Here is a 13458-nt window from a genome sequence, read left to right on the forward strand (position 1 = left end):
AAATAACTTGATACAAAATGTACAACTATATATAAATTATATGTAATCTTTATAAGATATCACAAATATGTTAAATTTATTAATTTAAAAAATATTTAACACAATCGAAGTAATACATTAGGTTTAAAAAATTATAAACTCCAAAAATATTTTTCAATATAAGCTATATTTTAAAAATATAAAATTTAAATTATAACATTATATTTTTATTAAAAAATTATTTTATTAAAACAAAAATAATTGAATATTTATTTACGCGCACATATTATATATAAAAATTAATACTGTTAAAAATATAAATATTTTATGGTATTTTATTTTATACACTATCTATAAACCCGAAAAAACAAAAAATTATTAAAATAATAAAAATTTTTAAATCTTTTGTAAATCTTTAAGTAGAATTTGCATATCTTTTGGTAAAGGTATTTCCCAAAACATTAAAGATTGACTAATAGGATGATAAAAAGATAAATAATGAGCATGTAAAGCTTGACGATGAAATTGATTGATTGAATTGATATAATTTAAATTATATCGTATACATTTGTATACAGTATCACCAACTATAGGATATTTAATATATTGCATGTGAACACGAATTTGATGAGTTCGTCCTGTCTCTAATGTTACTTCTATATGAGTATAATGTTTAAAACGTTGAATTATCCTATAATGGGTAATCGATTTTTTTCCTAAATTGTTAATAGTCATACGTGTTCTATGTACGCTATGACGCATTATTGGCGCATCTATTGTATTACCGGAAATCATATTTCCTTGTACAATACTTTGATATTTTCGAGTAATTTGTCTTTCTTTAATTTGTTTTAATAAATAATTATAGGAAAAAAGGTTTTTTGCAACAATCATTAAGCCACTGGTATCTTTATCTAATCTATGAACGATACCTGCTCGGGGTAAATTCTTACTGTTATTATAACGATGTAATAAAGCATCGAAAATTGTTCCATATTCATGACCAGGGCCAGGATGAACAACTACACCAGGCGGTTTATTGATTACTAAAATTATGTCATCTTCATAAATAATATTTAAAGATATGTTTTCAGAAAAATTGACTAATACATCATCCATAATTACATAAACTATAATTTTTTCTCCACCAAATACCTTTTTATTTGGTTTATTAATTACTCTCTGATTTACTAAAACTTGATTGGATTTAATTAAATGTTTTAAATAAACACGAGAATATTGTTTAAATAGTATAACTAATACCTGATCTAATCTTTTTTTTAAAAAAAAATATGGAACAATCGCAATCAATTTTATTTTTTTCAATACAACATGCCTTTATAATTTTTAAAAAATATTTTTTAATAACAATAATACATTTAATGATAAAAAATATATTATTTTTATCTCGCTATTCATAAATTCAATAATATATATTGAACAATTAGGAAAAGACAACTTGTAATTTATTTCATGAAAAATAATTACTATAAATTTTTAAATAACAACTTTTAAATGGAAATAATTAATAATTATAATTAAAATTATTAAAACAATTAATAAAATATTTCCAAAATATTATTTCCATATCTAATTTATTATATAAAATTTTTTACATCGTATAAATATTCATAAAATTTTTAATAGATAATTTATTATAAATATAATTTTACTGATACAATAAATATTTATTTAATAATTTAGCAGAATAATTTTAACGTCTAAAATTATTTCATAATATATTAATCCTGTACCCAATAAAAATTTGTATAAAAATAATTTTTTAAATATATTAGGTACTCATTTGTATTAAATTATACACCTACAATAAATTAAATAACACAAGTTAAAAAATAGTAAAAATACAATCTAAAATTATTATAAAAAGACCATCTTAATTTAAAACTATAATATATTTAAAATATTTTTGACAATTATTTTTTTATTAAACTGCATTTATTTATTAAAAAATTATTTTATAAAATTAATATATAATACTTTAAATTTTTAAATTAATTAAGAATTTCCATGAAAAATACAACGCATGAGATACGTCAATCCTTTTTAAATTTTTTTAAAACAAAAGGACATATCATTATTCCAAGCAGTTCATTAATTCCAAAAGACGATACAACTTTACTTTTTACTAACGCAGGTATGAATCAATTTAAAGATTTTTTTTTAGGACAAAAAAACAGTACGTATTCTAAAATTGCTACTGTACAACGTTGTTTAAGAACCGGAGGAAAACATAATGATTTAGACAATGTAGGATATACTGAAAAACATCATACGTTCTTTGAAATGTTAGGAAATTTTAGTTTCAATGACTATTTTAAACTAGAAGCAATCCAATATGCTTGGGAATTATTAACGTCACAAAAATGGTTTAATATACCAAAAAATAAATTATGGATTTCTGTATATAAAGATGATAATGAAACTTATGAAATATGGAAAAATATTATTAAAGTACCTATTGAACATATCATCAAAATAGGCGATAAAAACAATTGCCAATATAACTCTGAAAATTTTTGGCAAATGAGTGATAATGGACCGTGTGGTCCTTGTACTGAAATATTCTATGATTACGGAAATGGATCAATAGATAACATTACAGATTTTATAGAAAATAAGACACAGCGTTTTCTCGAAATTTGGAATATTGTTTTTATAGAATTTAATCGAATTTCTAAAACAAATATTATTCCCTTACCAAATAAATCGATAGACACTGGTATGGGATTAGAAAGGATATCTTCAGTCCTACAAAATGTACGATCAAATTATAATATCGATATATTCGATACACTTATCAAAAAAATATCTAAATTTAGCAACTTAACAAATTCAAATCATATATCTTTAAAAATTATAGCTGATCATATTAGATCATCTACCTATATTATCGCTGATGGTATCAAACCATCAAACGAACATCGTGGATACGTTTTAAGACGAATTATTAGACGAGCGTTAAGACATGGACGAAAAATTGGAATAAAAAAAATTTTTTTCTATAAATTAGCCCAAGATGTTGCACAAGTCATGGGTACATCAGCAAATTTTTTTAAAGATAAAATTTACGAAATAGAAAAAATTTTGAAAATAGAAGAAATACAATTCTCTAAAACTCTGGATGTAGGATTAAAAATATTAAATAAGAAACTTAAACACATAAACAATAATATCTTATCTGGAAAGATAGCATTTTATCTTTACGATACCTTTGGTTTTCCTGTTGATTTAACAGAAGATATTTGTCGAGAAAAAAAAATACAAATAGATTACGTAAATTATAAATTATTTCAACAACAACAAAGATCTAAATCCAAAAGCAATACTTTTTATAAAAATTATAATGATGACATTATTGTTAATGATATCTGTATATTTCAAGGGTATAAAAAAAATAAAATAACAGCAAAAGTAAAACACATCTTTGTAAATAAAAAACCAGTTTTAGAAATTTGTAAAAATGAACATGGAATTATTTTTCTTGATCGAACGACGTTTTATAGCGAATCTGGCGGACAAATAGGAGATACAGGCCAATTGTACTATAAAACTGCATATTTCGAAGTAGAAAATACAAAAAAATACGGAAATACAATCGGGCATATCGGAAAAATGAATTCTGGAATAATTAAATTACATGATTGTGTTTATAGCGAAATAAACCAAGAGCGAAGAACATCCATCCAGAACAATCATTCAGCAACACATTTATTACATGCAACACTACGAAAAACACTAGGCAATGTTGTCGAACAAAAAGGTTCATTAGTGACTGACACACATCTTCGATTTGATTTTTCTTTTTCTGGTTCTATTACGTTGCCTCAAATACATGAAATTGAAAAAATAATAAACAATAAAATTTTTAATAATATTGCAATAAAAACTAAAGAAATAAATTTAGAAGATGCAAAACAACAAAATGCAATCGCGCTATTTCATAATCAATATAGATCAGTTGTACGTACTGTTTTTATTGAAGATTTTTCCATCGAACTTTGCAAAGGAACCCACGCCACAAGAACTGGCAATATTGGCATTTTTAAAATTGTTTCTCATCGTAGTGTAGCATCAGGAATTAAAAGAATCGAAGCAATAACTGGAAAAATGGCAATAAAACATTGGCATAAACAAGAAAATCAAATACAAAATATATCTTCAATTCTACATACTCACCCTGTAGATATAACAGAAAAAATACAGAAATTAATAGTACAACAAAAACATTTAACATGTAAACTAGATAAATTAAAAAACAAAGATAACATAAATCAAATAAACAAAATCATACGTTGTTCATATGAAATAAAGGGAGTAAAAATATTAATTCATAAGTTTTATAACCATAATTATAAAGAACTAAAAGAAATTGTCCAACAATTACAAAAAAAAATAGAATATGCAGTTATTATATTAATTAATATTGTTAATAATCATTTTACTATGATTTCCGGAATTACAAAAAATTTAGTAAACTCTATAACGGCAAAAAGTATTATCGACATTGTCATCCAAGAAACTCACGGAAACGGCGGAGGAAAAAACGATCTTGCTGCAGTTGGTACTACTGATATAAAAAAGTTAGATATAATTTTAAAAAAAATTACACTGTGGATTAATAGAAAATTAAAAAACAATTAAAATATGCACAATATAAATTTGATTTACATCCAATTAGTTTGTTTTTTTAAAAATAAATTTAAATAATATTTAAAATTATATAATTTCATACAATTTAATATATTTTACAGTTTTTACTAAAGTTTATATTATTTTAAAATGATAAAATTAGATAAATCGTACTTTTTTTAATATTTTAAGGAACAAAGAATGCTTATTCTAACTCGTCGAGTGGGCGAAACATTAATAATCGGCGATGAAATAACTGTGACAGTATTAGGAGTAAAGGGTAATCAAGTGCGTATTGGTATAAATGCCCCTAAAGAAATTTCGGTTCATCGTGAAGAAATATATCAACGTATTCAATCTGAAAAAAAACAAAAAAAAAATTAATTGTTAATATTGCATCTTACTCCTGTTAAGTAAGATGCAACTTAATATGTTATATAATTAGCATTACAATCATTATAAAATAATTTGACTTATATAAAAAAAAACGTAAAATACAATAGAAAAAATAAAAATTTTAGTCTGGTGAGATGGCCGAGTGGATTAAGGCGCTCCCCTGCTAAGGGAGTATGTAAGACAACTTGCATCGAGGGTTCGAATCCCTCTCTCACTGCCATTTTTACAATATAAATATTTTTTGCATCCGTAGCTCAGATGGACAGAGTACTCGGCTACGAACCGAGCGGTCGGAGGTTCAAATCCTTCCGGATGCAACATAAAATTTTGTAAAAAATAACATATCTGATATTTAATAAGTATTAAATATAATTACATTCAAATCTTTCATATATTCTATATATTTCTCTTTCAAAATCACAACAACCATAAAAATATTTAAATTAGGAGAAAAAATTGATACAAGATATCTCGAAAAAAATTAATTGGTTAAAAAATAATTCAAAAATACTAGACAAAATTTTTCGGGGGATTGAACGTGAAACGTTAAGAATTACAAAAAACGGTCTTTTTTCTCAAAATTCACATCCGCATTCAATTGGTTCAGCCTTAACGCACAAATGGATTACAACTGATTTTGCAGAAAACCTATTAGAATTTATTACTCCTGTCAGCAACAACATAGATTATTTATTAACATTTTTAGAAGAATTACATGTTTTTTCTGCATCAAAAAACAATAATGAACTCATGTGGCCCTTGAGTATTCCATATTTTTACAACTCTATTCAAAAAATAAAGATAGCGAAATACGGAACATCAAATATCGGCATGAAAAAATATATCTATCGAAAAGGACTAAAAAATAGATATGGCGATTTAGTGAATATAATTTCAGGAACACACTATAATTTTTCATTACCTAAAGAATTTTGGTCTCATGAAAAAAATATTAAAAAAGAAAGCGATTACATTTCGTCAGGATATTTAAAATTAATCAGAAATTATTACCGCTTTGGATGGATTATTCCTTACTTATTTGGTGCATCACCAGCAATACCATCATGTTTTTTAAAAAATTCAAAAACACTATATCATTCATTTAAGAGAAATAAAGAAAATATGTTATATTTACCATGGGCAACCTCTTTAAGACTCAGTGATTGTGGATATACTAATACTTCAATAATGGATTTGGATATTATGTTTAATGACTTAGAAACATATATAAAATCATTTAAAAAGGCGCTTACAACAACATCAAAAAAATTTTTTAATATCGGAATCAAAGATAAAATTGGAAATTTTAAACAGTTAAACACCAATATATTACAAATAGAAAATGAATTATATACTCAAATTAGACCTAAAAGAAATACACATCAAGGTGAAACATTATTAGAAGCTCTAAATGATAGAGGTATTGAATATGTAGAAATACGTTCTTTGGATATCAATCCATTTTCTCCTATCGGTATAAATAAACACCAAATATTATTATTAGATTTATTTTTAATTTGGTGCGCATTAGTTGATGCTCCAAAAATGAATAAAAATGACTTTGCATTAACTATAAAAAATTGGAAGAAAATTATTTTAGAAGGTAGAAAACCAAATCAAAAAATATTTATTAACTCACAAAAAAAAACAAAAAAAATATCAGAAGTTGGATGTAAAATATTTCAAGATTTAAAAAAAATTGCGTTCATTCTCGATCATAATTCTAATAATATTTTATATCAAAATACATGTAAGGCAATCGAACCATTTTTGTATAATCCAGAACTAACCTATTCAGCACAATTACTAAAAATATTACTCAATACAGGAATAAAACAAGCAGGATTAGATTTAGCGAAAAAATATCATAATATTTTTCTAAAAAAAAATCGATCGAATATTTATCAAACTATCTTGAACAATGAAACAATTCGATCGCATCAAGAACAGAAAAAGATAGAAAAAAAAGATCAATTATCTTTAGAACAGTATTTATCTATATAAAAGAAATCAACACATCAAATAATATAGTTTTAAAAAAGATTTTTACTGCAAATATGACAAAATCTTTATTAAACACTAAAATAAACTCTCCGAAAAACATAATCTAAACACACATATAAAATTTTATTTTTCAGATAAAACATGTACTTTATCAATTTTTTCCCATGGAAACTCGTTTCTTCCAAAATGTCCATATGTTGCAGTTTGAAGATAAATAGGTTGCAATAAATTCAGCATTTTTATCAAACCATAAGGACGCAAATCAAACGTATTACGCACTACGGCAATTAAAGATTTATTACTTATTTTTCCAGTACCGAAAGTATCTATCATAATAGAAGTTGGTTCAGAAACTCCAATAGCGTATGACAATTGTATTTCACATCGATCAGCTAAACCAGCTGCGACAATATTTTTCGCAACATACCTAGCTGCGTATGCTGCAGATCTATCTACTTTTGAAGGATCTTTTCCAGAAAACGCACCACCTCCATGCCTAGACATACCACCATAAGTATCAACAATAATTTTTCGACCAGTCAAACCACAGTCTCCCAAAGGACCGCCAATTACAAATCTACCTGTAGGATTAATTAAAAATTTTGTATTTTTTGTTAACCATTTACTTGGTAAAACTGGCTTTATAATTTCATCCATAACAGCTTCTTTCAAGACATTTTGTGAAATATTTTTGCTATGTTGAGTAGAGAAGACAATTGTATCTACTCCAATAACTTTATTATTTTTATACTGAAATGTCACTTGACTTTTAGCATCTGGTTGAAGCCAAGATAAAATATTTTTTTTTCTTAACTCAGACTGTTTTTTAACTAAAAGATGAGCATAAGTAATCGGAGCAGGCATAAACACTTCTGTTTCATTAGTAGCATAACCAAATATACTACCTTGATCTCCAGCACCTTGTTCTAATGGATTTAAACGGTCTATTCCTTGATGAATATCTTCTGATTGTTTTCCTATAGCACTAAGAACCGCGCAAGAATTCGCATTAAATCCAGTATCTGAATTAATATATCCAATATCTTTAATAGTTTTTCTAGCAATTTCGTCAACATCAACCCATGCAGTCGTTGTAATTTCACCGCCAATTAACACCATGCCAGTTTTAACATAAGTTTCGCAAGCAACACGTGCTTTTACATCTTGTTTTAGAATTTCATCTAATATGGCATCAGAAATTTGATCAGCAATTTTGTCTGGGTGTCCTTCTGAAACAGATTCAGATGTAAAAAGATATTCAGTCATATTTATGTTTACCTTATATATATGTATTTTAAAATTTTTGAACAACCTATTATAAAAAATGTATCTTATATCAAAATTAATATCACTAAGATTAAGAATATCATTCTTATACATTTAAATTTTTAAAAAAAAGAAAAATATATTAAAATTGGTAAAAAAACTATCTTTTTATTAAAAATAAAAATATATTATATAAAAATTTAACTTTTTCAGATAGATAAAAATCCATAATGATAAAAAAAATACTTATTTTTTTAACCAGTATTCTAATTTGTATTTTACTGAATAAAAAACATAAAAACGAAACAAATAATATAAAGAGTTTTTATTATGCAAAAACTGAAGCAATTAAAATTCATAAAAATGCACCAGGTTCATTCTATTGCGGATGCAAAATTGTTTGGAAAGAAAAAAAAGGTATTCCTATACTGTCATCTTGTGGTTATAAAATACGAAAAAATAAGAATCGAGCAACAAGAATCGAATGGGAACATGTAATGCCAGCCTGGCAATTTGGTAATAAAGAAAAATGTTGGAAAACAGGAGGACGTAAAAAATGTATGGAAAATAAAAAATACGAAAATATTGCGTCTGACCTACATAATTTACAACCATCTATCGGTGAAATTAATAGTGATCGATCAAATTTTATGTATGGTAAAATCGATAAAAATATTCAACAATATGGTCGATGTCAAATGAAAATCGATTTTAAGAAAAAAATAGCAGAACCACCTGCACGCGCTCGGGGAGCAATAGCCAGAACCTATTTTTATATGAGCAAAAAATACAAAATTTATTTATCCAAACAACAAAAAATAATGTTTACAAAGTGGAACAAAGAATTTCCCGTAACTCCATGGGAATGTAAAAGAGAAAAAATAATATTCCAAAAGCAAGGGAATCATAATGAATATGTACGTAAACAATGTAGTAAAATAAACTTTTAATAATAAAAGATACAATCTATGAAAAAATACGTTCCAAGAATTTATATCAAAAATCATTTAAATGCTCATCAAATATATTGTCTACCAATAGATCAAATACATCATGTAAAAAACGTATTAAGAGCAAAAACTCAAGATCAATTAGAAATCTTTAATAATACTAATTATATATTTCTAGCAAAAATAATTGAAATAAAAAAGAAAAGGGTACTAATCGAGATAACTGAAAAAACGTATAAAAATTTTGAATCACCTGTTCATATTCATCTAGGTCAAATTATATCAAATAAAAAAAATATGGATTTAACTATTCAAAAATCAACTGAATTGGGGGTAAAAACTATTACACCATTATTTTTTGAATCCTGTTTAAAAAATAAAAAAACGCATTTTTTAAAAAAAATACAACATTGGCAAAATATCATAATTTCATCCTGCAAACAATGCAAAAGAAATGTTCTTCCAAAAATTTATCCACCAGAACAAATTCTTTTATGGTGCAAAAAAAACAACAAGAACAACATAAATATTATTTTTCATCCTAATTCCCAATTAACGCTAAAAGATTTACCAAAAACAATAAAATATGTAAAAATAATAGTAGGATCTGAAATAGGTTTTTCCGATGAAATAATAAAAAAAATTATTCAATATGGATTTCTTTCAATTAAAATTGGACCAAGGATATTAAGATCAGAAACAGCTTCTATTGCAGCTATTACAGCTCTTCAAGTACAATTTGGAGATCTATAAAAAAGTTATCTTTGCATTTTTAGATAAATTTAAAATTATAAAAAATAATAGAGTAAAAAATATTAAATATAAATTTGACAACAATCAATAGTAATTAAGATAATACTGCATGTATTTTAAAAATGTCATTAAATTTTTTACAAAAAATGCAATATTTCAATTACGAATCATTATCATGATATACCTTATTTTTATTAAATAGAAAATTGAACACTATTAATTTAAATATTATAAATTTGTTACCATTGAAACATTTAAATTCATAATAAAAAAACAATTCCGTCATATAAAAACTAAATTTATATTTTTAAAGTAACATAATATTTTTATATTACCATGTTTTTAATTAAAAATGACTAGTTGTATACAAACATTTCATGATATTGTTTAAGAAATATATAAAACATTGATCTTATTTAAAAAATTATTTTTTATAAAAATTATTTTTTATAACTTTTATACCTTTTGTAGTACTGACTAATACAATATCTGCGCCTCTAGCAGCAAATAAACCCACTGTAACCACTCCAGGAAATGAATTAATTGTTTTTTCCATTGAGATCGGATCTGTAATACATAAATTATGTACATCTATTATGATGTTTCCATTATCCGTGATAATATTTTTGCGATGTTGAGGATTTCCTCCAATATTAATTATTTCTTTTGAAATATAAGACAATGATGTCGGAATAATTTCTATAGGCAAAGGAAATTTACCAAGAACATCTACGATTTTAGTATGATCTACAATACAAATAAATTTTTTTGACATTGCAGCAATAATTTTTTCACGTGTTAAAGCTGCACCTCCTCCTTTAATCATTTGCATATGACGATTGATTTCATCAGCACTATCAATATATATTTCTACTGAATTAAAATTCTGTAAATTAAATACTCGTATTCCTTGTTTTTTTAGCAAATTAGTAGAATAATCTGAGCTAGACACCGTTCCACATATAACATTTTTTATTGTACTTAATGCTTCAATCAAATAAAAAATGGTAGTCCCAGTTCCTATTCCAACAATATCACCAGGATGAATATAATCTAATACAGCCCATGCAACTTTTTTTTTTAATTTACTTACGTTCATTTTAATTTTAAAAAATACTATAAAAAAATAAATAAATAGATTTTTTGATTTGAATAAATAAAAAGTTTAATATAATGTAACATCAATAACTATTGAAAACATTTAACATTTGCAATGTATAGGTATAAAGAAAATGGTTATATGAAATAGTTTTGAAAAATGTTTTAGGAATGGCTGGGGTACCTGGATTCGAACCAGGGATGCCGGTATCAAAAACCGGTGCCTTACCACTTGGCTATACCCCATTATTAAATTTTTAAAATACACTGTTACTACGGGAGGCGAGATTTGAACTCGCAAACCTTTCGGCGCCAGAACCTAAATCTGGTGCGTCTACCATTTTCGCCACTCCCGCACGCATTAAAATGGTAGCTACGACGGGAATTGAACCCATGACCCCAGCGTTATGAGTGCTGTGCTCTAACCAACTGAGCTACGTAGCTTTAAAAAACAGCCTTTAAATTTTATAATATATACATCAAATAATCAACAAAAATTCTTATCGATAAAATATATTTTTACTTGTATAACACAAATTACAACAATTAACATATTAAAAATACATGAATATTATAAATGACAAAAATAATAAAAATTTTATCTTAAACATTATTAAAAAAGATATTAAAAAAGATAATAATCTGTTTATTCGTACTCGATTTCCACCGGAACCGAACGGATATCTTCATATTGGACATGCTAAATCGATATGTTTAAACTTTGAATTAGCAAATATATATAAAGGAACATGCAATCTTCGTTTTGATGATACAAATCCATTAAAAGAAAATATTAAGTACATAAACTCTATTAAACGGGACATTAAATGGTTAGGTTATCAATGGAATGAAAAAACTCACTATACTTCTGAATATTTTTCTATTTTATATCAATACGCAAAAGTTTTAATTGATAAAGGACTTGCATATGTAGATGAATTAACAAAAGATCAAATACGACAATATAGAGGAACATTAACAAAACCAGGTATAAACAGTCCATATCGAAATCGCACAATCCAAAAAAATATGGAATTATTTAAAAAAATGAAAAATGGGGATTTTCCTGCAGGAAAAGCATGTTTGCGCGCAAAAATTGATATGAATTCTGCAAATATTGTTATGCGAGATCCAGTTTTGTACAGAATTATATTTGATAAACATCATCAAAAAAAAAATAAATGGTGCATATACCCCATGTACGATTTTGCTCATTGTCTTTCTGATTCAATCGAAAATATCACTCATTCATTATGTACATTAGAATTTCAGGATAACAAACATCTATATAATTGGATTTTAAAAAATTTAGATATTAAAAAATGTCCTCAACAGTATGAATTTTCTCGATTAAATTTAGAATACTCACTATTATCTAAAAGAAAATTAAATATACTAATAAACAAAAAAATAGTTCAAGATTGGAATGATCCCCGTTTACTCACAATTTCTGGATTACGTAGAAAGGGATACACCGCATCTTCTATCCGAAAATTTTGCAAAAATGTTGGTGTGACTAAACAAAATCATTTAATACAATTTTCTATGTTAGAATATTGCATTAGAAAAGAACTAAATCAAACTGCAATACGAATAATGGCAGTCTTAGATCCGATAAAGGTATCTTTATATAATTTACATAGTCATCACGAAGAAATATTCACTATACCTAATCATCCTCATAGACCTGAACTTGGTACACATGAAATTATTTTCACAAATACAATATATATTGAACGTTCTGATTTTCAAGAAAGATATGATAAAAAATATAAACGATTAAAATTAGGAAAAAAAATAAGATTAAGATATGCATATATAATTAAAGCAGAAAAAATAGAAAAAGATAATTATGGAAATATTATTAATATAATATGTTATTGTTATAAAAATACTTTAGGTAAAAAACTTGACAACGAAAAAAATCCTTCAGTAATACACTGGATTGCAATTAAAAATACTTATCCATCAGAATTTCGTTTATATGATCAATTATTCACAGTGAAAAATCCAGAACAAAAAAAAGAATTTTTATCTTATATCAATCCAAAATCATTAATTATTAAACATGGTTTTATTGAAAAAAATATTGCAAATGAAATACAAAAAAATATTCATGATCAAAATCATATATCTTTTTTTCAATTTGAAAGAATTGGTTATTTTTGCATAGATACAATGAGTACAACAAAAAATTATTTAGTATTTAACCGTACAGTGAATTTACGCGATAATCTAAAACAAAAAATATGATAAAAATTATTTTATTTGAAATAAAAATATTTTTATTTAGCTTAATATTAAAATATTAAAAAAATAATTTTATATTAAACACCTATTAATTTTAACTAACATTTTTTAT

Annotated in this window: 9 protein-coding genes and 5 tRNA genes; 8 read left to right on the forward strand and 6 right to left on the reverse strand. The window is 25.1% G+C overall.

The features are described 5' to 3' along the window. Nucleotides 1-375 precede the first annotated feature (375 nt). Nucleotides 376-1305, reverse strand: a complete 930-nt coding sequence (gene rluD, locus ICW73_01240; GenBank protein QNS02068.1) for a 23S rRNA pseudouridine(1911/1915/1917) synthase RluD — start codon at nt 1303-1305, stop codon at nt 376-378. Nucleotides 1306-2007: 702 nt separating this feature from the next. On the opposite strand from rluD, the gene alaS reads away from it, so the two are divergent. The 5 genes from alaS to gshA all read left to right on the forward strand — a co-directional run bounded on the left by alaS (nt 2008) and on the right by gshA (nt 7029). Beyond that, on the forward strand, nt 2008-4641 hold the full coding sequence (gene alaS, locus ICW73_01245; protein QNS02069.1) for an alanine--tRNA ligase: 2634 nt from the start codon (nt 2008-2010) through the stop codon (nt 4639-4641). Between the two features lie 189 nt (nt 4642-4830). Continuing rightward, nucleotides 4831-5013, forward strand: a complete 183-nt coding sequence (csrA, locus tag ICW73_01250; GenBank protein ID QNS02070.1) for a carbon storage regulator CsrA — start codon at nt 4831-4833, stop codon at nt 5011-5013. 140 nt (nt 5014-5153) lie between these two features. Beyond that, nucleotides 5154-5245 (forward strand) — tRNA-Ser (locus tag ICW73_01255). A 23-nt stretch (nt 5246-5268) separates the two neighbouring features. Further along, a tRNA-Arg gene (locus ICW73_01260) sits at nt 5269-5342 on the forward strand. A 139-nt stretch (nt 5343-5481) separates the two neighbouring features. After that, the gene (gshA, locus tag ICW73_01265) at nt 5482-7029 is read left to right on the forward strand and encodes a glutamate--cysteine ligase (GenBank protein QNS02071.1); all 1548 of its coding nucleotides are present in this window, start codon (nt 5482-5484) and stop codon (nt 7027-7029) included. Nucleotides 7030-7152: 123 nt separating this feature from the next. On the opposite strand, the gene metK is transcribed toward gshA, so the two are convergent. After that, entirely contained in the window at nt 7153-8295 is a 1143-nt protein-coding gene (gene metK, locus ICW73_01270; GenBank protein QNS02072.1) for a methionine adenosyltransferase, read from the reverse strand. Nucleotides 8296-8525: 230 nt separating this feature from the next. On the opposite strand from metK, the gene ICW73_01275 reads away from it, so the two are divergent. Together ICW73_01275 and ICW73_01280 are read left to right on the forward strand one after the other, a co-directional pair. Next, nucleotides 8526-9245, forward strand: coding sequence for an endonuclease (locus ICW73_01275; protein ID QNS02073.1), 720 nt, complete (start codon nt 8526-8528; stop codon nt 9243-9245). Nucleotides 9246-9263: 18 nt separating this feature from the next. Further along, complete coding sequence (locus ICW73_01280) at nt 9264-9998, forward strand: 16S rRNA (uracil(1498)-N(3))-methyltransferase (GenBank protein QNS02074.1); 735 nt, start codon at nt 9264-9266, stop codon at nt 9996-9998. A 424-nt stretch (nt 9999-10422) separates the two neighbouring features. On the opposite strand, the gene rpiA is transcribed toward ICW73_01280, so the two are convergent. The 4 genes from rpiA to ICW73_01300 form a co-directional block, all read right to left on the reverse strand. Continuing rightward, nucleotides 10423-11097, reverse strand: a complete 675-nt coding sequence (gene rpiA / locus ICW73_01285) for a ribose-5-phosphate isomerase RpiA (GenBank protein ID QNS02075.1) — start codon at nt 11095-11097, stop codon at nt 10423-10425. Between the two features lie 171 nt (nt 11098-11268). Beyond that, nucleotides 11269-11342 (reverse strand) — tRNA-Gln (locus ICW73_01290). A gap of 28 nt (nt 11343-11370) precedes the next feature. Beyond that, a tRNA-Leu gene (locus ICW73_01295) sits at nt 11371-11452 on the reverse strand. A gap of 11 nt (nt 11453-11463) precedes the next feature. Then, a tRNA-Met gene (locus ICW73_01300) sits at nt 11464-11540 on the reverse strand. A 120-nt stretch (nt 11541-11660) separates the two neighbouring features. Here ICW73_01300 and glnS point away from each other — a divergent pair. Then, nucleotides 11661-13349, forward strand: a complete 1689-nt coding sequence (glnS, locus tag ICW73_01305; GenBank protein QNS02076.1) for a glutamine--tRNA ligase — start codon at nt 11661-11663, stop codon at nt 13347-13349. The last annotated feature ends 109 nt before the right edge of the window (nt 13350-13458 follow it).

This window comes from Buchnera aphidicola (Pentalonia nigronervosa), from assembly GCA_014622685.1.
Classification (GTDB): domain Bacteria; phylum Pseudomonadota; class Gammaproteobacteria; order Enterobacterales; family Enterobacteriaceae; genus Buchnera; species Buchnera aphidicola_BD.

Bases quoted from the DNA above. Each gene is read 5' to 3' on its own strand.
- alaS (QNS02069.1), top strand. From the start codon at position 2,008: ATGAAAAATACAACGCATGAGATACGTCAATCCTTTTTAAATTTTTTT.
- csrA (QNS02070.1), top strand. From the start codon at position 4,831: ATGCTTATTCTAACTCGTCGAGTGGGCGAAACATTAATAATCGGCGAT.
- metK (QNS02072.1), bottom strand. From the start codon at position 8,295: ATGACTGAATATCTTTTTACATCTGAATCTGTTTCAGAAGGACACCCA.
- ICW73_01275 (QNS02073.1), top strand. From the start codon at position 8,526: ATGATAAAAAAAATACTTATTTTTTTAACCAGTATTCTAATTTGTATT.
- ICW73_01280 (QNS02074.1), top strand. From the start codon at position 9,264: ATGAAAAAATACGTTCCAAGAATTTATATCAAAAATCATTTAAATGCT.
- rpiA (QNS02075.1), bottom strand. From the start codon at position 11,097: ATGAACGTAAGTAAATTAAAAAAAAAAGTTGCATGGGCTGTATTAGAT.
- glnS (QNS02076.1), top strand. From the start codon at position 11,661: ATGAATATTATAAATGACAAAAATAATAAAAATTTTATCTTAAACATT.